The following is a 21,620-nucleotide window of genomic DNA, read 5'->3' on the forward strand; positions in this document are numbered from 1 at the left end:
TCCTAATACACGATAAGAGGTAGAGAATTGCTTCTCCACCTCCTTCATACACTTGAGATCAAATCTTAGAAGACTGGTTGGTCCATTCCTTCTGAAGATTCTTCGATCACTTTCTTCACATTGTCTTTGTGATAGGCTTTGATGATTTCTTTGATTGCTTTTGCTTTATCAGATTTTTCCCAATCTTTCTTAGCAGCGATCACGTTGTACCATTGTTTTGAGTTGTTGTCTTTCTTTTCAACATAGATAGCTTTTTTGAAATCAACGCCTGCTTCACGAACGAAGGTATTGTTGATGACTGCAGCATCTACTGATGGAAGAGCAGATGGTGTTTGTGAAGCATCCAATTCAGAAATCTTCAAATCTTTTGGATTTTCTTTGATGTTTGACACGTTTGCCAATTGACCATCTTTGGTATCCAATTTAATCAAACCAGCTGATTGCAAGACATACAAGGCACGGCTTTCATTTGTTGGGTCATTTGGTACAGCGATTGTTCCACCTTTAGGAATTTCTTTAATTGAAGTGTATTTGTTTTTACCGTTTTCTGTACCAGAGTAAAGACGGATTGGAGCGATGTACGTATCTGCTACTGCAACAAGGGCATTGTCGTTTTTAGAGTTCCAGTTATCAAGGAAGTTGTAGTGTTGGAAAGCATTGATATCCACGCTACCATCTTTTACAGCCACGTTTGGTTGTGAGTAGTCTGTAAATTGAGTGAATTCCAATTTGATTCCTGTTTTAGCGTCATCCAAGTTCTTTTGAACTTGATCCCAACGAGCTTTTTCAGTATCGCTCAAAGTCATGACACCTACTTTTACAGTTGTTTCACCATCTTTGCTAGATGATTTTGAAGAACCACATGCTGCAAGAGCAAATGTTGCAATAGCTGCAAGAGCTGTTAAACCAAGAATTTTTTTCAATTTCATTTTGAAGTCTCCTTTAATTATATATTATTCTTTAATATCTTTTGCTTCTGGTAGATAAACTCCACCAAAGTATTTTTTAGACAGTTTTTCAAGGGTTCCATTGTCATAGAGTTCCTTGATACGTTTGTTGACAAATTTTTGAAGGTCTTTATCTTCTTTTGCAATAATTGGATACACATAAGGTTGTTGGTCGCTTGGAAGCTCGATAACCTTCAAGTTGTCATAGCCTTGATCACGAATGATAGTATCTACTGAGATCCGTTCGAAGATCTTGTAATCTGTACGACCATCCGCTAGATTAGCCATGATGGTTTGAATCGTTCCATCTGTGTATTGCAAGTCGGTTGGATTATCTGAATGTTTTTTATTGTAATCTTCTAATTGTTTAGCAGTAGATGTTCCTTGAACAACTTCTGTTTTCTTGCCACCAATGTCATCCAAAGATTTAATAGAAGAATCTTTTGGTACGACCAATACTAATGGATTGCGAGCATATGGATTTGGATAGAGGTATTTTTCTTCCCGCTCTTTTGAGTAACTAATGTTGTTGGCACCGATTTGGAAACGGTCACTATCTAAGCCAGCAAAGACGGAAGACCACTCTGTTTTGTTAAAGTTCACTTCATATTTGTCTGAACCTTTGAAGATTTCACGCAAAACTTCGATTTCATAACCGGTTAGCTTGCCGTCTTTTTCTTCGTAAGAGAATGGTTTGGTTGTTCCAACAGTCCCAACTTCAATGGTTTTCTTACCACTGGCTGATTTACCAGATGAACATGCTACTAAAGCACTGGTTGCAAGGACTGCAACTAATCCTAAAGCAGAATACTTAATCACTTTTTTTAGATTCATAGGATCTCCTTATTCGTTTCAGGCACATAAAACGCCATTTTAAAAGTATTTTTTAATTTTATCAAAAAAGCATTTACTTGCCTAATATATATTTTTTATGGAGGTGATAGTTTTTCTTTATCACACTTCTTGGGCCTTAAAATACCGCAATAAAGCTTGCGCATTTTCAACATAATAGGGAACCGATACCTCAAAGGCTGCATCATCGATGGTCATGTGATCATGATGAAGGTCTGGCGCATCCGGTTCTCCGTTTGAACCGATAAAGGCAAAGACTCCAGGAATTCGCTCTTGGTAAAAGGCAAAGTCTTCTCCAGCTGTAGAAGGATTCGCTGGGATCACTTCAGCCAAACCTTGTGAAGCTTCCCAAACTACCTGCGTCAATTCCTCATCGTTAAAGGTAACGGGAGGTGTCACACCCCACTCAAAAGCCACATCCACTTCCAGACTTTCTGCAATGTGTCGAATGATGGAAATAAAATGTGCCTTCAAGTCTCTTTGCACACTCGGATTAAAGGAGCGAATGGTTCCTTCAAAATAGCCTGATTTAGGAAGTACATTCCAGGTTGAGCCCACATCCAGGTGCGTAATGGACAAAACAGCTGTTTCAAAAGGAGAAACGGTCCGTGAAATTAATAATTGTAAGTTCTGAACCATGGTTGTGACGGCCGTTACAGTGTCAACTCCCAAATCTGGTCTTGCGGCATGACTACTAACCCCTGTCACGGTAACCTTGAATTTCTCAACCCCTGCCATCATGGCTCCAGCATTCAAGGCAAGTTGCCCTGCTTTTAGCTGGGGAATGTTGTGAAAACCAATAATTCCTTGAACATCCTCCAACAGTCCTGTTGCCAAAACATCAGAAGCACCTTCTGAGATTTCTTCTGCTGGTTGAAAGATCAAGCGTATGGTTCCTTCAAGCTGGTCTTCTTTTTCCTTGAGAAGAGCTGCTGCTCCTAGAAGACTGGTTTGATGAAAATCATGACCACAGGCATGCATGACGCCTGGATGTTGACTTTGGTAGGGCAGATTCGTTTGTTCCAAAATTGGAAGGGCATCGATATCTGCTCGAAGTGCCACTACCGGTTGGCCGGAGCCAATTTCTGCAATCAGACCAGTTTTTAATCCACTCTCTAAAATACGAATCCCCAACTCTTCTAAACGCTCTTTTAGAAAGGCGGTTGTCTGGTATTCTTGACCAGACAATTCTGGGTGTTGGTGGATATAGTGGCGAATCTCTGCTAACTCTTCATAAGAAAAAGACACAAGCCTTCATCTCCTTTCAAACTTAAAATTATTTTATCACTAATAGGTGTTTCCGTCTAATTCTTGTTTCTTGGGTTTTGATATAGTTTCAAACTATAGACAAAAACACTCCTAGATTCCTATCCTAGGAGTGCCAACTTCAGCATTAAGAAAGATTTCCCTCGAATTTTTCCATAAAGCTATCACTATTGTAGGCTTTTTCTACTTCCCATTTGCCATCTTTCTTAACAAAGGTCAACTGGTAGTCGTACCGATCCGGCGTCGTCAAGGGACGATCTGCAAGAGAAGCCATCATTTCCTCTCTATAGGCTTTATTTTGAGCCTGATTCGCCTCGATGATACCTGGATAGTCTTTTCGATGTTCTTGATAGAAGGTCTGCATGTGGTTTAAAATCGTCTTTTCCATGCTGACAGTCTCAGGATTCAAGCTAATGACCACCTTGTCCGGGAGGTATTGTTTAACCTTATAGGTTAATTTCGCGCGCTTTGCATTTTCCTTTTCATAAGCATCGATAAACTGGGTCACTTCTTCTTCTGGGAATTGGTAATCATGCAATTGACGGGTAAAATCAGCCGCAAATTTCGCACGGAAATCACTGGCTTCCTTTTTCAAATCAGTTCCCAAAACAAAAGCATCATCCTTTTTGACCTTTCGTTGGCCACTGAAGTAAACTTGATTGATGTATTCATCTGCTAGAATAGTTGAAGCTTCCACCTTGTCCTCATACTGAGAAGAATCCACCGCAAATTTTAGAGGCTTGGATTTTTTATCAGAGCTATAGGTTTTTCGTTCATACTGCACTTCGTATTTTTTGCCTTTTTCGACTGGGAAGACAATATAGCCGGTTAATTTTTTATCCTGGGCCAACTGATCACTCTTGAGCAATTGGAAGGCTTCCGTTTGGTCATAAATTCCTGACTGCAATTTGACCTTGTTATTCTCCGCATCGTAAATGGTGATATCTGAATCTGACACGTTAATAGATTCTTTAGCAACATTCTTAAATTCTAATTGAAGGGCCAAATAAGTGCCGTCTTCTGAGTCATTGAGGACAGGCGGTTTGATGTATTGCCCTCCTTTTAGGCTCAGCTCTACTTGACCGTCAGATGCTGAATTTTTCGCCGCTTTTTCCGTCTTTGATTGCTGCGAATTTGTCTTTTGAGCACTGATTCCACAAGCCGCTAAACTCAAGGTCGCTACAGCAAATAGGGTCCATTTAAAAATCTTTTTCATCCTCATCTCCTTAAAAAAGTTTTGTTCTATTTTAACATCTTTTTCTAGCGATGTATACGCTATATAGTGATAACTCTCCCTCAGAGGGCGAGGATTACAAAAAGGCCAAGACCTTCGTCTCAACCTTTTAACTAAAATATGATTGGTTTTGGTTTTACAAGATTCCTTTTTCTTTTTGAATCATGAGATCCTTGAGGGAAATCAAGAGGACCGCAAAGAGGATCATAGCCATTCCGATAAAATCAATGGCAAAGAAATGTTCATTCATAATGATAAAAGAAAAGAAAACTGCTGAAATAGGTTCCATAGCTGCAAGAAGACTTCCTTTAACTGCACCGATCAGACTCGTTCCTTTCAAAAAGACAGTATAGGCAAATATGGTCCCAATCACCACCAAGCCAACTAAGCCCATCAGATTGTCCATGCTATATTGGCCATGAAAGAGTCTTCTTCCTGTGAAGGGAATCATCACAAGTCCTGGAATGAGCATACCGATACCAATCACCAACATACTTCCCCATTTTTGAATTAATTGAATCGGCAGAATAATGTAGAGGGCATAGGCAAAGGCAGAAACCAGTCCCCAAACTAGTCCTTTAGGAGTGATGGCTAATTGATTTAGTTGACCATGGGTTGCAATGAGAAAGGTCCCTGCGATCGCTAAGACCATGGAAATGACCTCAGATACTGTCGGAGCTACTCGGTCCTTAACACAAGAATAGGCCAAAACTACAATGGGACAGAGATATTGAAAAACAGTTGCCGTACCTGCATTAGTCGCATCAATCGCTTCTAGATAAGTCAATTGGGTCATTAACAACCCTAAAAAAGCAAATAAGAGCAAGGGAAGGTAGGACGAGCGGTCTCTTAGAAAGGCCTTTACTTTTTCCTGGTCTGCTAGATAAGCAAGAAGCAGCAGCACAGCCCCTGAAAACACTAAACGAATCGTTGTCAAACCAATTGCTGTAAATCCATGAGCCAGTAGGTACTGGCCACAGGCTCCTGACAAGCCCCAAGCGATCCCAGCGATCAAGGTCATGAGTGTTCCTTTCATCGTCTTTGACATAGTCCCCTCCTAAATCTGTTCCTTACTTTTATTGTATCATAAAAGGCCGAAACGAAACGTTTCAGCCTCATATATTTCATATAAATTTATTCGCTTATTCAGGTTGAACCAAGATCTTGATTTGAGATTTATCTTGTGTTAATTCAACAAATCCTTCTTCAACGATATTTTCCAATTTAATTTTCTTGGTAACCAATTTTTCAGCAGAGAAGTAGCCTTGTTCCATCAATTCCAGCACTTTAGGGAAGATATGACGGTAGGCAATAATTCCTTTGAGAGATTTTTCTTGGATAGCAAATTCATTTGGATTGATGCTGGCTTCACGTTCCCAGATAGATACGACCATACATTCCCCAGCTTTATGAACAGCTGCAAGGGCTTGACCTAAAACAACTGGAACTCCAGTAACTTCATAAGAAACATCTGCTCCACCACCTGTTAAACGATGGATGGCTTCGACGATTGTTTCTCCTTCTTCTGGGCGAACAACGATTGCTCCCAATTCTTCTGCTTTAGCTTGGCGTTCAGGAGACAATTCAACCGCATAGATTTTTGATGCTCCTGCTGCACGAAGGGCTTCAACGATCAAAAGACCAATTGGGCCTAAACCAAAGATAACGGCTGTATCCCCAGCTTTCAATGCAGATTGACGAACGGCATACACAGCAACAGCAGCAGGTTCTGTAAGAGCAGCTTGTTCATAGCTCAAGCTATCTGGAATCACATGAACCAAATCTCCATCAAGGACACAATATTTGGCAAAACCACCATCTGCAGCAAGGCCGACAAAGTTCAAGTTTGGATCAAGGTTATAGTCACCGATTAGGTTATGTTTTGCCAAAATTGGTTCAATCGTCACGCGATCCCCAACTTTGACACGAGTCACATCACTTCCGACTTCTACAATTTCACCAGAGAATTCATGTCCCAAAGTGACCGGTGCTTTTTGACCAGAATACACATGTTCTTCAGTTGGGATGAAGATCGGTCCATCCAAATATTCATGCAAGTCCGTACCACAGATCCCTGTGAACTTAACTGCCACTTTTACTTGATGTGGTTGTACTTCAGGTACTTCCACTTCTTCGATACGAACGTCTTTTGCTGCATGCCAGCGAGCTGCTTTCATAGTAGCCATATGATGATCTCCTTGTTTTCACGTTTTTTGTTTTCTTTTCAGGAAACTTTATATTTTAAATTGTAAACGTTTTCCTTTTGTTTGTCAAGGAAAAACTGAAGATGAAAAAGAGCAGCCCTTTGACTGCTCCTTCTTATTTCTTCTTGATCCGAGAAGATTCCAATCTCCACCCCACCATCCAACCAAGGACCAGGAGGTAATTTTCAAGCGCACCGATCCCATTGACCGGCAGATGATAGTGAAAATAACTGTAGAGATGATTGCTCCCGATCCCAAGCCCACCTAGGATCAAAGCCAATAGAACCGTCCGAAGATAAAACCAATCGTATTTGAGATTGACAGCAATCAGGATCACAAGGACCGCCACATTCCAAATCCCAATCTCCCGTTGCCAACCGACAGAAATACCATATCCCGAATGACTTCCCATATAGGATGGAAAGAATAGCTGGAAGATAATCGCTCCAGTCATGGCGATGATAACCAGGACAAATAAGACTCTTAAAAATTTGTTCATGTAACTCCTCCTAATGCCAGTTGATATGTAATGGTCTTTCCTATTCTAACACAATTTTATGGATAGTAAAAACCAACCTCTCGGCTGGTTTTTTCTCTATTACTCTTCTTTCAACTTCGCCAATTCTTGAGCAAGTAACTTGAGGGCTACTTGTGGGTTGGCTTGACCTTTGGTTGCTTTCATGAGGAAGCCGGTGAAAGCCTTGTCCGCATTCCGTTTCCCTGACTTGAAGTCAGCTACGGCTGCTTCATTGTCTGCAAAGACTTGGTGGATGATTGGTATCAAAACTTCAGGATCTGAAATCTGTACCAGACCAGCTTTTTCGACGTATTCACGCGCGCCGCCACCGTTTTTCGCCAAGTGAACGAAGACTTTCTTGGCAATCTTAGATGAAATGGTTCCATCTTCGATAATGGCAATCATTTCAACCAAGTTTTCTGGTGTCAATTGGATTTCTTCCAGCGTTTTGCCTTCTGCGTTCAAGAATTGTGCGACTTCACCTTGGAGCCAGTTAGACACTTGTTTGGCATCGCCACCAAGGGCTACAGCTGCTTCAAAGAAGTCAGAAGTGACTTTCGTCGCTGTCAATTGGTTGGCATCATAATCAGACAAGCCAAGTTCTGCCACGTAGCGAGCACGACGGTCTTTTGGAAACTCTGGCAACTCCGTACGCATTTCCTCAATCCACTCATCTGAGATTTCAAAGAGTGGTAGGTCTGGTTCTGGGAAGTAACGGTAATCCGCCGCTCCTTCTTTGACACGCATAAGAATCGTGCTCTTGTTGGCTTCATCATAACGGCGTGTTTCTTGACGAATGACCCCACCTGAACGCAAGATTTTCGCTTGGCGCTCCACTTCGTATTCAAGACCTTTACGGACGTTTGAGAAGGAGTTCAAGTTTTTCAACTCCGTCTTGGTACCAAATTCCTCTTGGCCGTATGGGCGAAGGGAAATGTTGGCATCCACCCGCATCGATCCTTCTTCCATCTTGACGTCTGAAATACCAGTGTATTGGATAACTTCTTTGAGGGCTGTCAAATAGGCGTAGGCTTCTTCAGGAGAACGCATATCTGCTTCAGAAACGATTTCGATCAATGGAACCCCTTGACGGTTAAGGTCTACATAAGAGAAACCGTCTGTTCCGTGCGTGTTCTTACCAGCATCTTCTTCCAAGTGGGCCCGTTCAATCCCAATTTTCTTAGTTGAGCCGTCTTCCAATTGCACTTCAATCCAACCGTTGTAACCGATCGGCTCGTCAAATTGCGAAATTTGGTAAGCCTTTGGATTATCAGGGTAGAAATAGTTCTTACGGTCAAAGTGCATGTGCTGATGGATATCCATATTCAGCGCCAAAGCAGCCTTAATACCAGCATCCACAACACCCTTGTTCAAGACAGGAAGCACCCCTGGGAAAGACCAGTCAATCACATTGGTATTGGCATTTTGCTCATTCCCAAAGTGAGCAGAGGTTGGTGAGAAAATTTTTGAGTTTGTATTCAATTCAACGTGGACTTCAAGTCCGATGACTGTTTCAAAGTTCATTAATTGTCACCTCCGAAAATAAGGGGTTGTTGCTTGTGGTAATCCGTCGTTGCTTCAAAGGCAGCTGCAGCTTGGTAGATGGTTTCTTCAGAATACTTGGGACCGATCAACTGCAAACCAACTGGAAGACCTTGCGCAAAACCTGCAGGAATCGAAATCCCTGGAAGACCTGCCAAGTTGACTGGAATGGTCAACAAGTCCGCCAAGTACATGGCAACCGGATCATGGTTGAGCGAATCCAAATCAAAGGCCACGCTAGGAGCTGTTGGACCAAGGATAAGGTCGTAATCCGCAAAGACTTTTTCGAAGTCTTGGATAATGAGGGTACGAACTTGACCAGCTTTCTTGTAGTAAGCATCGTAGTAACCAGATGACAAACTAAAGGTACCAAGCATAATCCGGCGTTTGACCTCATCACCAAAGCCTTGGCTACGAGTGTTCACATAGATGTCATCCAAGTTCTTGGCATCTTCCGCACGGAAACCATAGCGAATCCCGTCGAAACGTTGCAAGTTTGAAGACGCTTCTGAAGAAGCGATGATATAGTAAACGGCAACCCCGTATTTAGAGTGTGGAAGGCTGACTTCTTCGACAGTTGCTCCCAATTTTTCAAAGTGTTTAGCAGCATTAAGGATGGTTTCTTTGACTTCTGGGTCAATCCCTTCACCGAGGTATTCCTTAGGAAGGGCAATCTTCATGCCTTTAATGTCTTGACCAATCTTAGAAGTAAAGTCTGCTACACGTACTGGTGCTGAAGTTGAATCCTTGGCATCTTCGCTGGCAATGACATTGAGCAATTGGGCATTTTCCTTAACCATTGGTGAGAAAGTACCAATTTGGTCAAGTGAGCTACCAAAGGCAATGAGACCAAAACGTGAAACTGTTCCATATGTAGGTTTGAGACCAACAATCCCGTTAAAAGCAGCTGGTTGACGGATAGAACCACCGGTATCTGAACCAAGGGACAAACGGACTTGCCCTGAAGCTACAGAAGCTGCTGAACCACTAGAAGATCCACCAGGCACCTTGCTGTGGTCCCAAGCGTTTTTAGTCGCGCCATAGTAAGATGTTTCACCAGATCCACCCATGGCAAATTCATCCATGTTGGTCTTACCGATGACAATCATATCTTTGGCTTTCGCATTGGCAACAGCTGTCGCATCAAAGATTGGCTCGTAGTTATAGAGCATTTTTGAAGCTGCAGTCGTCAAGATGCCATCTGTTGAGATATTGTCTTTGACAGCAAGTGGAATCCCTGACAAGAGGTTGTCTGCATCGATTCCTTTTTCATCAATAGCCTTGGCTTGTGCAAGGGCCGCTTCTTCGGCCACCGTTACAAAGGCGTTAACTGCTTCTTCACGCGCCTTGATGTCTTCAAGCGTAGCTTGTGTCAATTCGGTTGCCGAAATTTCCTTAGAGACAAGGAGGTCGTGCAACTCTTCAATGGTTTTATGGTTGAATGACATTAGGCATCTCCTCCATCTTCTAGGATAGCTGGTACCTTGATGTAGTAGTTATCTTTTTCAGGTACATTTTTAAACAAGCGGTCTCGGTCAGTCCCTTTTTCAGCAACATCCGGACGCAATACAGTCTTACGATCCGCCATGGTCGTTGTTGGAGCAACGCCTGTTGTGTCCACTTCTTCCAACAATTCCACCATGTCGACAATTTTAGACAAGGTTGTCGCAAACTCAGCTGTCTCTTCTGGAGAGAATTTCAATTTTGAAAGATTGGCAACGTGGGTTACCTCTTCTTGCGTTATTTTCATCTTGCTTCCTTTCGTGAAATGATGATTTTTCAATACCCTCTATTTTACCATAATTTAGCCCAATTTGCTTGCCTTAGAAAAAATCTGTAGGACTTTTTTGTCGCTACAGATTCTTCATTTTATATTTCTTTTCCGCCGAATTGCCCCATCTCCATTAGAGTCTCTTTCCAGACTTCCTGGACCTTAGAAGCGAGGTAAGAAGAGGCCAACTCATAAGAAGCCTGATGGAATGGAGCGAGGTCGCTTTCAAAGAGCTGGACCAGCTTGTCTGCCAACTCTTTCACCAACTCTTCTTCTGGCACTGTCTCGCTATAAGGTACCAAAAAGCCATTTTCACCCTCTTTTATAAAAGTTGGATTACCATAACGGGCATCAAAGCCCAGCAAGGCCAAACCTGCTCCAGCCGCCTCCATCAAAGTCAAACCAAAGGTCTCCCACTGAGAAGTGGTGAGGTAGGCTTGGTAGCAAGGATAGATCTGCTGAAGATCCGCATGACCGCGTAGGTGAATATAATCTTGTGCTGCAAGCTCCTGAATCAGGTGGCGCAAGTTGTCCGCTTCTCCACCCTTCCCATAAATATCAAACTGAAGGGCTGGGAGTTTTTCATGAGCTTGGGCCACTACTCGAATAGCCAAATCGATGCGTTTTCTTGGATCCAAACGGGAAGCTGTGAGCACACTAAAGGGAGGTCGATCTCCTTGTGATTCTGTCAATTCTTCTAGATGCCCAACCGGAATGCTATAGATTGGAATTCCTTGGCATCCTTGTTTAGCAAGTGTCTGCTCCAAGACTTCTTTTTGAAGATCCGTTGCCGTGATGAAATAATCGAAGCGTTTAGCATACTTGAACACATAATAATATTCATAATTGAGATGGCCATTTTCAAATTCATGCTCCGAATGAAACACCATGGCGAGCTTTGAAGAAGCAGGTTTCTCCAACAAAGGGCGAGCAAAATCCATGCGCGAAGCCCGGTCAAGCAGAATCAGATCTTCTTCTTTTAGCGACAGCTGCGACAAAAAACGTCTCATCACTTCTGTATGGTTGGTCAAAATCTCAGACCCCAGTTTATAGAGCCAGCTTCCACCTAACCTCGATTCTTCAAAAGCGATAGTCCCATCTTGATGGTGATAGATCCGTCTGACAACACTACCATACTGAAAATACTCTGTGACAAGTTTACAAGCTCCATAATACTCTCGCTTGATCCTATTTCCAGCCAAAAGATAGTCTACATAGCGGACACAGTTTGGATGATAGGGATCCAAATGAAAGCTCAAGGCGTTTCCATCCGCAAATTGGTAGCGAATGACTCTTTCCGTTTTTTCAACAACATCCAGACGAGTCAGTTGAAACTCCATTTGCAAGGCCCCTACCGACTTTTGAGGGACCGTAGTCTGTTGATCCGTAAAAGTTAAATGGGCAAAAAGCAGTTCCTCATCCCGGTGCCCCAATGAGAGGTAATAGGCCAATTTTTCTGGAGTGGGCCAAGTGGTAAAGACAAACTTCGCTGCCACTCCTAGTCTCCGGAGCATCTTTGCCCGAGAGGCTTGGGCAACATCAACCCCATTAGGTTCGAATCCCACTAATAGATTAAAGGTATAAATGGTCATGCGGTTCCTCCCTCTAATCGCTTAAACAGCTCTTCCAAAGCTTCTTTTTCAGGCAATTTCAAGATTCGTGCCTGCTCTCTTACCAATTCTTTGTGGGTCTCTGGATGCTGGAGCAAGGTATCTAGTTGCTGTTTCATTTCTTCGACTGTATCTGTGATTGTGCTCAAGTTTTTATAGGCTTCCTGATGAACCGTGCTCTTCAAACCAAATAAGACTTGCCCATTTTCAAGAGCATGAAGACTACTACTCCACACTTCTTCTCCCTGGTTGCAATCCAGATAAATAGAGCAGCTGGATAACAAGTCCTCATATTTGTCCAGCGAAATCCCTGGATAGAGGCGCACATTGGAGCGAGTCGCTAAGTCTGTTAATTTCGGCCCCATAGCCGTCAAAGCAGCAATGTGAAAGGTGACTTGTGGGAATTGATGGACCAGGCTAGATAGGCCTTCGACCTCTTGAGAAGCCGTCATAACCATGGCTTCTGGTTGAAAACTTTCCTGCTCCACATCTACCAGCCCTGACAAGACTGTGATTCCGTCTATTTTCTCACTCAACAGACCATCTTCTACCAACAAAATCTGACTGACTTGTTCTTTGATCTCGTCTAGATCATGCGCGTCACTGGCACAGTAGGCGAGTCTTTCCTTTGGTTTCTCTTTCACAACATCTAGCAATGCCTTGTCCATCAAAAGAACGGCTTCATCTTCCGGCAAGACTTGTTCTAGGACAGCTCTTTGCAGCTCTTTCTTATTGGCATACAGGCGATCCCGTCCCTTAGGAGTTTGAAGCAAAAAGGTTCCTTGTGAGACAAAGTGAAGCAAGACTTCTTCTTGTTGACGGTTCAAATAGATGTCTAAATAGGATTGGCCAGATTCCGTAAGGAGACTCTGTTTGCTTCTCCAGCCATAGCGGTTGTAGACATCAATGGATACGATCTCTTCTCCCTGACCAAACCATTCCACTCTGTCAACTGTTCGAGACAAGATATCCTCTCGCAAAACCACGTTGGCACGACGTTCCTCACCATCAAAAAGATAGGTTGTGATCCCTAGTGTCCAACATTCCCATAATTCTGGAACTGCTAGATCATTGAAAAATAAAGGTTTTCCAATTTTTGATGCTGGGTCTTTTTGGGTAAAAAAGGTCGCCAGACTCTCTGTCTGTTCAGCTATATCTGTTTCCAGATTGGTCACAAACACACGGTAGGGCTGGCCAAGTTTGTCCAATAATTTTCGCAAACGTTCCAGCTCTCTGGTCTGCTCTGATGCAATAATGAACATGCTGATCCTTTCTCATCAATAAGTTCTTAGTCCATGGTTTCAACGAAACTGAGGTTGATCACCACGCGCTCATAGGTTTCTGACTCTTGTAAGCCAGCTTCTTCTAGTTTTTCAAGAGCCCGTTTCAACCGCGTTTTATAGATATAGCGGTGCCAGGTCAGATCATAGCCCAACATCCCAAGAAGAGCCAATTTTTCTTGCTTGGCTTCCATCTCATCCAGTACCCGCTTTTCTGTCCAAACCTGGGACAGAGTATCTGAACGACCCACGCGATACCAATAAATACATTTCTCCGTATGGACCACCCGATTGGCTTTTAAGAAGAGCTTGTACATGAGAAAGTTATCTTCAACATTTTTTCCGACCGGAAAACGAAGTCCTTCAAATAAACCACGCTTATAGAGCTTCATCATGGCACAAGCCCAGGCCATATCTCTAGTCTCCTGGATGGCATCGTGGTCCATGATCTCTCTCCCCTCATAAAGGGTCTCTGAATAATCGTCGTCCGTTACCTTGATCAAGTATTTGCTACTACTGTCATCATAGAGGTTATAGTTGGCTACGGAAACATCCGCATCATACTTCTTCAGTTGACGATAGAGCACTTCTACATAGTCCTCCGTCACCCAGTCATCTGGATCAATAAAGGTGAGGTAATCACCAGTCGCTAGCTCAATCCCTGTATTCCGAGCAGCAGATAAGCCCCCATTTTCTTGGCGAACGTAGCGGATGCGCGCATCCTTCCTAAAAAAATCTTTACAGATCTCTTCTGAATGGTCTGGCGAACCATCATTGACCAGGATAATTTCCAAATGAGGGTAGGTCTGATGGATAACCGTTTCCAAACATTGTCTCAAATAAGCTTCTACATTATAGATGGGAATGATGATACTCACTACTTCATTTGTTTCCATGCTTCTTCTCATTTCTCTTTAAATAATCGCGAATCGCTGCCACCATCTCCTGCACCTGATCATCCGCAAACACTTGGTTCACACCATTCTCTACATGATTGGTTCCTTCAAAAGAGAAAATCGGTAAGCCCAATTGCTGGATCCTTTGCGTCATCTGATCGACCTCATCATATGGATTGATATCCAGATAAAAATCCAATTTTTCTAGGACCTTTCGACTGGTCAAGGGATCAAAAGAGGGATAAAGAAAGAGGTTGGGGTAGCGTTCCAATTGCACCAAGTTAAAACCAAAATGGCTATGGGCAAGAACATGAATCGCTACGTCTGGCAACTCTTTTAGCAACGTCTCCAACTCGTGGATATCTGCTGTATGGGTATAAATGGCAGCATGATAAGGAAATTCTCCCACTAGGTCTTGATAGGTTTGCTTCAAAATCGGCTTTCGAAGCACAATTTCCTCCCAAGAGAGGGCATAGTAAAACCACCATTGTTCCCGAAAACGATTGAAGCGTTTGGAGGTCCATGGTTTATTATGAGAGGTGTAGTGAATGACCGCCGGAATCCCTTGAAAGGCATCATACCAGTCTAGATCTCCATAGAGGTATTGATCCTTATCAGAACCTACTTGTAAATTATAGGTCCAAGGTAATGGATACCAAGCATCTTTGAAATATAGATTCAAAATTCCTTGATCTCCATAAACATGCTGATGGTGTTCACGAGTGAGGTCAAAAAGAGCCTCTGTTACTTGGTGCTCTTGCCACCAAGTCTTATCAATCACCAAAAGTCCAGCATTAAATCCATCTGTCGTCGTTGGCTTATCGACCACTGCCCCCAGTCCATAACCCTGTAGATCGACCGCAAACAAAGGCGATAAATCCTGTGTAAAGATCATGTCACAATCCAGATAGAGAATCCGCTCTTCCTCCACCATCTCTGGAATAGCGTAACGGAAATAGGTTGCATAGTGAATATGGTCACTTGGAAGCGAAAAGGACTGGAATTGCTCGGGAGACATCCGACAATTGATCACTTCTGAATCCAACTGGCGCAAGCGCTGATTCATGATAGTAAACCACTCCGTTGGTAGATCTTCATTTAAGACATAAATTTTCAACCGGTCCTGATGGGCACACAGTGACTTCATAGCGGTTTCCAACTTTTCCATATAAGACAGATTGGCTGAAAACACGACAGCTTTTTTACTCATAACTTCCCCTTTTTTCTTTCATTAGAATACCATTTTCAAGAGAGGAAAACAATTTCTACGCCCCCAAAAAGAGGCCTAGACAACCGTCTATGACCTCTTTTAGAAAATTTTCTTATTTTGTATCTAATACAGCTAGTGTGCCGTCTACCAAGCTTGCCCCTAAGACATGCTTGAAATGGTTCAAGGCAAACTGGTGATTTTCAGGAGTGAGCGATGCCACTGCAGGTTCTACGACTTCGATCTGGTAGCCGAGATTGTAGGCATCAACCGCTGTATGAAGGACACAGATATCAGTCAAGACACCTGTCAAAATAACGGTATCTACATGGCGTTCCCGCAGGCGGATATCTAGGTCCGTTCCTGAAAAAGCAGAATAATGACGTTTATCCATCCAAAAGACGCGTGGATCCGCCTTATGCTCCTGATAAAAATCTGCCAAAGGGCCGTACAAATCACGTCCGCTGGTCCCAATGATATTATGAGGTGGGAAGAGCTTGCTTTCAGGATGAAATGGATCCTCTACATCATGCGCATCAATGGCAAAAAAGACATAGGCTCCTTGGTCAAAGGCCAATTGGGTCACCTGAGCAATGGTATCAGAAATGGCTTGTGCAGGAGCACCTGCCGTAAGCTTACCATCATCTGCTACGAAATCGACAGTGTAGTCAATTGAAATCAAAGCTTTAGTCATTAGTAATCTCTTTTCTTAATTTCCTCAAAGATATCTGGAATCAACACTTTGAGATAGGTTCCCTTCATTCCAAGAGAACGGCTTTCAATAATACCAGCTGACTCCAATTTACGAAGTGCATTGACAATCACAGAGCGGGTAATGCCAATCCGATCCGCGATGATAGAAGCAGTCAACTGACCTTCATTGCCTTTCAATTCACTAAGGATGGCAGAAACAGCTCGCAACTCAGAGTAAGACAAGGTATTGACAGCCATATTCACCGCTGTCCGACGACGAATATTCTTCTCGTCTTCCTCACGTTGATAGTTCAACATTTGAATCCCTACCACGGTACTCGCAATCTCAACCAAGATCAAATCATCATCCGCAAACTGTTTATCATTGCGCCAAATGATCAAGGAACCCAATCGAATCCCAGAAACATGAATAGGCGCAATGGTCGTCAAGCCATCAGGAAATTCAGACTTGGTTTCGACCGGAAAGATACTCAAATCATGGTCCACATCTAAATTAGCTTCTGTATCGTAGACCAAACTAGCTGCCTTGGCATAATCTTCTGGTAATTTTTTATTTTGAAAGAAAGCTTCTACCCGGTCATTGTTGGTCTTGTAACGCATGAAATAACCAAGAAGGGTTCCCTTGCTATTAATGATACAGGCATTACAGTGGATAATATCCGCTAATTGCTGGGCAATATCATTATAAGGCATCTCGAACTGCAACTGTTCATCAGTCCGTTTCAAGATGGATGTAATTTTACGTGTCTTTTCTAATAAGTTTGCCATAATAAACCTCGCATATAGTCAGCTCAAGTATATCATATAAGTGTGGGAATTTCAATCAAATTATCTGAAAATTATTTATTTTTTCTACAATTATGCGCAATTCAGAAAAATGTCGTTTCGATGACATGGATTTTATAAAATGAATCAAAAAAAGATTGAAGACTTTCCTCTTCAATCCTTTATCTAATTAACGTTTGTATTGCTTCAAGAAACGAGTCATTTTTTCTTGAATTTGAGCTAACTCATCGACACGTGGAAGGTAAACGATCCGGAAGTGATCTGGATCTTTCCAGTTAAAGCCGCGGCCATGAACCAAGAGAATTTTTTCTTGCTTCAAGAACTCTAAAACAAATTGCTCGTCATCATCCACGCGGTACATGTCCCGATCAATCTTAGGGAAGATATAGAGACCAGCTTTTGGCTTAACAGCTGAGAGGCCTGGAATATCATTGATGGCTTTGTAGATAAAGTTGCGTTGTTCATAAATTCGACCACCTGGAAGTAAAAGTTCATCCACGGATTGGTAGCCTCCAAGAGAGGTTTGCACAACATGTTGAGACAAGACATTTGAACAAAGACGCATATTGGACAACATGTTCAAGCCTTCGATATAGCCCTTCACGTGATGCTTTGGTCCGGATAGAACCATCCAACCAACACGGAAACCGGCAATCCGGTGAGATTTTGACAAGCCATTCATACTCACACAGAAGAGATCAGGCGCTAAACTTGCAATAGCCGTGTGTTTTTCCCCATCCATGACCAAACGATCGTAGATTTCATCTGCGAAGATAATCAAGTTATTTTGTCGAGCGATCTCTACAATCTCAAGTAGGATCTCATCTGGATAGAGGGCACCTGTTGGGTTATTCGGGTTGATGACAACGATAGCTTTAGTGTTTGAGGTGATTTTCGACTTGATATCTTCAATATCTGGATACCAATTTGCTTCTTCATCACAAAGATAGTGAACGGCATTCCCACCAGCTAGGCTGACGGCTGCTGTCCAAAGAGGATAGTCCGGCATGGGAACCAAGACCTCATCCCCATTGTCAAGCAGTCCTTGCATGGACATGACGATCAGCTCACTCACTCCATTCCCAAGGTAAATATCATCAATATCCACATTTGGAATTTTTTTCAACTGGCAGTACTGCATGATAGCCTTGCGGGCTGAAAAGATCCCTTTTGAGTCTGAATAACCTTCACTATCACGCGCATTCATGATCAAATCATGGATGACTTCATCTGGAGCTGTAAAGCCAAATTCAGCAGGATTCCCTGTATTCAAACGGAGAATTTTTTCTCCATTTGCTCGCATGCGCATGGCTTCTTCCAAGACTGGACCACGAATATCGTAAGCGACATGTTCGAGTTTGCTTGATTTATTATATTCCTTCATATTCTGCCTCGATTCACGAAATTATCTCTATTATACCACTAGTTGAAATAGAGTACAAACCGAGGACTTTAAAAATTCTGCAAAAATATAGGAGAAAAGCGAGACTTTACCTTTACATTCTAGCCTAAAAGGGATAAAATATAAGTGTATAAGGAATAGAGTTACCTTCTATTCTATCCATGTTTTCAAGCTATAAGGAGGTAGGATTATGTCTCAAAAATATGAAAACATCATGGTCGCTGTCGACGGTTCCCATGAAGCAGAATTAGCCTTTGAAAAAGGGGTTAATGTATCTCTTCGCAATGGCTCTAAATTGACGATTGCCCACGTCATCGATACCCGTGCCCTTCAAAGCGTCTCAACTTTTGATGCTGAGGTCTACGAAGAATTGCAAGAAGAAGCCAACGAATTGCTCAAGGGCTACAAGGAACGTGCTGAAAAAGTCGGCGTTCAAAATGTTGTGACTGTTGTAGAAATGGGAAATCCAAAAGTCCTCTTAGCCAATGATATCCCAAGTAAGGAAGGGGTTGACCTTATTATGGTCGGAGCTACCGGACTCAATGCCTTCGAACGGTTAATGGTCGGATCCTCCTCAGAATACATCCTTCGCCACGCCAAAGTAGACTTACTAGTGGTACGTGATAAGGATAAAACCATGTAAGAAAGAAAAAGTTATATTGAAAACTTTCCTTAGGTGAGTACGGACGTCAGCGAACTTCGAAGAAGTTCCATGACTAAGTTTTGAGCCTAAGGTCTCAAAACTCCCGAGTGCTAGAAACAATAGTGTTTCTAGCACTTTTCTCACGGTGGAAAGTTTTTCAATATTTTTTATAAATTTTAAAAATAAGAACATATTTCGACTTCTTTGTAGAGCACTTTACTTATCTTAGTAAAAAATAGTTTGTCTACATTCTAAAAAAGGTTTGGAACAGAAGTTCCAAACCTTTTTTAGTTGTCTTTTTTTGCTTCTTTTTGTTTTGCATGTTTTTCGTAGGCCTTGAGCTGGCGATCAAGTTCTTTTTTGATGGCTGGTTCTGGAGCGTATTTTTCTTCCCAATCATCTGGCTTCAGAATTTTGTGGGTTACTGGATCAAAGTGCGCCTTTCCATCTGGGAAAATCTTGCCCATATTGGCCCGGTGAACAATCTCAAAGACCTCTTCAGGATCGACCCCCATTAGTACAAAGCTACCATAAGTCAGATAGAGGGTATCAATCAAGGCATCAACCTGCCCTACCATGGAGATCTCAGCTGGATGCTTGCCACGAACCTTATCTGCAGCCTTATCCAAGGCTTCGTGAAGAGCTGCTACCGAGCGGTCAAATTCTTCCTCACTTGTGCTAGCTGCTCGGACAAATTCTACCAACTCCTCTTGCTTGAACATTGTTCGATAAAGGGCATCTTGAGGCTGCCAAACAACTGGTTTCTCCTGGGTTTCTCCATCCATCACACCATGGAAGGTTTTGACCTTATTGAAGTGATCATCCTTAGAAAGAAAGAGTTCTTTCTCTGAAAGGATACCAAAGTGTTGCAGGGCCTTTTGGATGCCATCCTTGCCATTACTGGTCGTTGTATGCTTGGCAATCGCCTTGACACTGGTCGTCCCATTTCCCATCGCAATGGACAAACCAACACCTGAAAGCATCTCAAGGTCATTATCCGAATCTCCAAAAGCCATCACTTCATCGATGTCAAAGCCAAATTCCTGACCAACGATGCGGATCCCTTCTAACTTGGAAATCCCTGGGTTGAGGACGTCTGCTGCAAAAGGACTAGACCGTGTGAATTTCAGATCTGGAAACTCTTTTTCAATTTTTGCAGTCTCTTCTGGACTCGATAAGATCAACACTTGGTAGATTGGTTCTTGCGCTAGTGCATAGAGGGTGTCCTGATCTTGTGGGACGACCTTGCTAACCACTTTGTTAAATCCACGACTGACTGTACGGGCCATTTTGCGGGGCACAAAGCGACTGGACCAGGTTGAAATAGGACTCATCCCAAAACTCATAATCCGAGAACCAAATACCCCATCCTTGGTACCGAGAGCAATTTCCTTGCGGTGTTCTCGAGCATAGTCAATTAGTTGGTGCAGACTCTTTTTATCGATTGGACTGGTAAACAGCACGCGGTCCTTGGTCAAAATATACTGACCATTATAGGTCACTGCAAAATCAAAACCATAGCGTTCCATAAACGGTTTGACAAAGGCCGGTCCCCGCCCTGTCGCAAGACCTACATAAATCCCTTCTTCCTTTAAAGACTGAATGGCTTTTTCTGTTGATTTTAGGACCGCTCGACTATCATTAACCAAGGTTCCATCGATATCAAAAAAGACTGCTTTTATTTCCATGTCTACTGTTTCTTTCTTTTTATGATAAAATAAATTATATCACATATTTCAAGGAGCTTCACATGTTTAAGAAAATTTTAGCACTACATACCGGAGGGACCATTTCGATGGCGGCAGATGACTCTGGGGCAGTGATTACCAATGAAGTCAATCCCATGACCCAAGTTACTTCACCAATTGAAGGGATTGCAGTCACCTCGGAGGACTTCTTCAACCTTCCCAGCCCTCAAATGACACCCCGTCACATGTTAGCTCTATATCAAAAAATCAAAGAGGAAGCTCACAACTACGACGGCATCGTTATTACCCACGGGACAGATACGCTGGAAGAAACGGCCTATTTCTTGGATACCATGGAGTTACCAGAGATCGCTGTGGTCATTACAGGAGCTATGCGAAGCTCCAACGAGCTCGGAAGCGATGGCGTCTACAATTTTCTGACAGCCCTTCGAGTAGCTGCAGATCCAAAAGCACGCGATAAAGGCGTCTTAGTCGTCATGAACGATGAAATTCATGCGGCTAAGTACGTCACCAAAACCCATACCACCAATGTCAGCACCTTCCAGACACCAACCCACGGTCCACTAGGTTTGGTCATGAAAAAGGAAATCCTCTTCTTTAAAACAGCCGAGCCAAGGGTGCGCTTTGATCTCGATACCATCGATGGTTTCGTTCCGATCATTGCTACCTATGCAGGGATGAAATCCGATCTGCTGGACATGCTGGATCTTTCAAAGCTGGATGGTCTCATTATCGAAGCCTTTGGAGCTGGAAACATCCCTAAAGAAACGGCACATAAACTCCAAGAGTTTATAGATGCAGGCCTTCCAATCGCTTTAGTATCCCGTTGCTTCAATGGAATCGCTGAACCCGTCTACGCATATGAAGGAGGAGGCGTCCAACTCCATCAAGCAGGTGTCTTTTTCATCAAAGAATTAAATGCACCCAAAGCGCGCATCAAACTCCTCATCGCCCTCAATGCCGGCCTAAAAGGACAAGAACTCAAAGACTATATCGAAGGGTAAACTAAGATACAAAGCCCGTAAAATGCAAAGTGAAAA

The 21,620-nt window shown here is 42.8% G+C and carries 20 protein-coding genes; 2 read left to right on the top strand and 18 right to left on the bottom strand.

The genetic code is table 11. From position 1 onward, the window contains the following. Positions 1 to 65 precede the first annotated feature (65 nt). The 17 genes from HMPREF3002_RS05570 to HMPREF3002_RS05650 all read right to left on the bottom strand — a co-directional run bounded on the left by HMPREF3002_RS05570 (position 66) and on the right by HMPREF3002_RS05650 (position 18,210). Complete coding sequence (locus HMPREF3002_RS05570) at positions 66 to 929, bottom strand: MetQ/NlpA family ABC transporter substrate-binding protein (protein WP_023918949.1); 864 nt, start codon at positions 927 to 929, stop codon at positions 66 to 68. Between the two features lie 24 nt (positions 930 to 953). Continuing rightward, positions 954 to 1,781: an amino acid ABC transporter substrate-binding protein gene (locus HMPREF3002_RS05575; RefSeq protein ID WP_031572958.1), complete on the bottom strand. Its 828-nt coding sequence runs from the start codon at positions 1,779 to 1,781 to the stop codon at positions 954 to 956. Between the two features lie 120 nt (positions 1,782 to 1,901). Next, positions 1,902 to 3,047 (bottom strand): amidohydrolase, encoded by a 1,146-nt coding sequence (locus tag HMPREF3002_RS05580; protein WP_070665498.1) that lies wholly within the window; start codon positions 3,045 to 3,047, stop codon positions 1,902 to 1,904. A 145-nt stretch (positions 3,048 to 3,192) separates the two neighbouring features. Further along, complete coding sequence (locus tag HMPREF3002_RS05585) at positions 3,193 to 4,281, bottom strand: DUF4352 domain-containing protein (RefSeq protein WP_070665500.1); 1,089 nt, start codon at positions 4,279 to 4,281, stop codon at positions 3,193 to 3,195. A gap of 154 nt (positions 4,282 to 4,435) precedes the next feature. After that, positions 4,436 to 5,347: a DMT family transporter gene (locus HMPREF3002_RS05590; protein WP_023918954.1), complete on the bottom strand. Its 912-nt coding sequence runs from the start codon at positions 5,345 to 5,347 to the stop codon at positions 4,436 to 4,438. 94 nt (positions 5,348 to 5,441) lie between these two features. Continuing rightward, entirely contained in the window at positions 5,442 to 6,485 is a 1,044-nt protein-coding gene (locus HMPREF3002_RS05595; protein ID WP_023918955.1) for a 2,3-butanediol dehydrogenase, read from the bottom strand. 133 nt (positions 6,486 to 6,618) lie between these two features. Further along, complete coding sequence (locus HMPREF3002_RS05600; RefSeq protein ID WP_070665502.1) at positions 6,619 to 7,002, bottom strand: hypothetical protein; 384 nt, start codon at positions 7,000 to 7,002, stop codon at positions 6,619 to 6,621. 99 nt (positions 7,003 to 7,101) lie between these two features. Continuing rightward, positions 7,102 to 8,544: an Asp-tRNA(Asn)/Glu-tRNA(Gln) amidotransferase subunit GatB gene (gene gatB / locus HMPREF3002_RS05605; RefSeq protein WP_003005611.1), complete on the bottom strand. Its 1,443-nt coding sequence runs from the start codon at positions 8,542 to 8,544 to the stop codon at positions 7,102 to 7,104. Then, positions 8,544 to 10,010: an Asp-tRNA(Asn)/Glu-tRNA(Gln) amidotransferase subunit GatA gene (gatA, locus tag HMPREF3002_RS05610; protein WP_070665504.1), complete on the bottom strand. Its 1,467-nt coding sequence runs from the start codon at positions 10,008 to 10,010 to the stop codon at positions 8,544 to 8,546. The genes gatB and gatA overlap by 1 nt, the downstream gene beginning before the upstream one ends. After that, a complete protein-coding gene (gene gatC, locus HMPREF3002_RS05615) occupies positions 10,010 to 10,312 on the bottom strand; it encodes an Asp-tRNA(Asn)/Glu-tRNA(Gln) amidotransferase subunit GatC (RefSeq protein WP_002884769.1) in 303 nt (100 codons plus the stop codon). Before gatC ends, gatA begins: the two co-directional genes overlap by 1 nt. A 119-nt stretch (positions 10,313 to 10,431) precedes the next feature. Next, positions 10,432 to 11,925 (bottom strand): glycosyltransferase, encoded by a 1,494-nt coding sequence (locus HMPREF3002_RS05620; RefSeq protein ID WP_070665506.1) that lies wholly within the window; start codon positions 11,923 to 11,925, stop codon positions 10,432 to 10,434. Continuing rightward, positions 11,922 to 13,205: a glycosyltransferase family protein gene (locus HMPREF3002_RS05625; protein ID WP_070665508.1), complete on the bottom strand. Its 1,284-nt coding sequence runs from the start codon at positions 13,203 to 13,205 to the stop codon at positions 11,922 to 11,924. Before HMPREF3002_RS05625 ends, HMPREF3002_RS05620 begins: the two co-directional genes overlap by 4 nt. A gap of 26 nt (positions 13,206 to 13,231) precedes the next feature. Then, the gene (locus HMPREF3002_RS05630; protein WP_070665510.1) at positions 13,232 to 14,119 is read right to left on the bottom strand and encodes a glycosyltransferase family 2 protein; all 888 of its coding nucleotides are present in this window, start codon (positions 14,117 to 14,119) and stop codon (positions 13,232 to 13,234) included. Further along, positions 14,106 to 15,329, bottom strand: coding sequence for a glycosyltransferase (locus tag HMPREF3002_RS05635; protein WP_070665512.1), 1,224 nt, complete (start codon positions 15,327 to 15,329; stop codon positions 14,106 to 14,108). The genes HMPREF3002_RS05630 and HMPREF3002_RS05635 overlap by 14 nt, the downstream gene beginning before the upstream one ends. A gap of 112 nt (positions 15,330 to 15,441) precedes the next feature. After that, positions 15,442 to 16,020, bottom strand: coding sequence for a cysteine hydrolase family protein (locus HMPREF3002_RS05640; protein WP_070665514.1), 579 nt, complete (start codon positions 16,018 to 16,020; stop codon positions 15,442 to 15,444). Continuing rightward, the gene (gene codY, locus HMPREF3002_RS05645; RefSeq protein ID WP_024054997.1) at positions 16,020 to 16,808 is read right to left on the bottom strand and encodes a GTP-sensing pleiotropic transcriptional regulator CodY; all 789 of its coding nucleotides are present in this window, start codon (positions 16,806 to 16,808) and stop codon (positions 16,020 to 16,022) included. Before codY ends, HMPREF3002_RS05640 begins: the two co-directional genes overlap by 1 nt. 187 nt (positions 16,809 to 16,995) lie before the next feature. Further along, the gene (locus tag HMPREF3002_RS05650) at positions 16,996 to 18,210 is read right to left on the bottom strand and encodes a pyridoxal phosphate-dependent aminotransferase (protein ID WP_021153766.1); all 1,215 of its coding nucleotides are present in this window, start codon (positions 18,208 to 18,210) and stop codon (positions 16,996 to 16,998) included. Between the two features lie 208 nt (positions 18,211 to 18,418). Here HMPREF3002_RS05650 and HMPREF3002_RS05655 point away from each other — a divergent pair, with 208 nt between their 5' ends. Beyond that, entirely contained in the window at positions 18,419 to 18,871 is a 453-nt protein-coding gene (locus HMPREF3002_RS05655; RefSeq protein WP_003008541.1) for a universal stress protein, read from the top strand. A gap of 287 nt (positions 18,872 to 19,158) precedes the next feature. Here the strand turns inward: HMPREF3002_RS05655 and HMPREF3002_RS05660 are convergent, their stop codons facing one another. Then, positions 19,159 to 20,559, bottom strand: coding sequence for a Cof-type HAD-IIB family hydrolase (locus HMPREF3002_RS05660; RefSeq protein ID WP_045759800.1), 1,401 nt, complete (start codon positions 20,557 to 20,559; stop codon positions 19,159 to 19,161). Between the two features lie 62 nt (positions 20,560 to 20,621). On the opposite strand from HMPREF3002_RS05660, the gene HMPREF3002_RS05665 reads away from it, so the two are divergent. Next, on the top strand, positions 20,622 to 21,584 hold the full coding sequence (locus HMPREF3002_RS05665) for an asparaginase (RefSeq protein WP_003005093.1): 963 nt from the start codon (positions 20,622 to 20,624) through the stop codon (positions 21,582 to 21,584). The last annotated feature ends 36 nt before the right edge of the window (positions 21,585 to 21,620 follow it).

Source organism: Streptococcus sp. HMSC065E03 (assembly GCF_001815045.1).
GTDB classification, from domain to species: domain Bacteria; phylum Bacillota; class Bacilli; order Lactobacillales; family Streptococcaceae; genus Streptococcus; species Streptococcus parasanguinis_AD.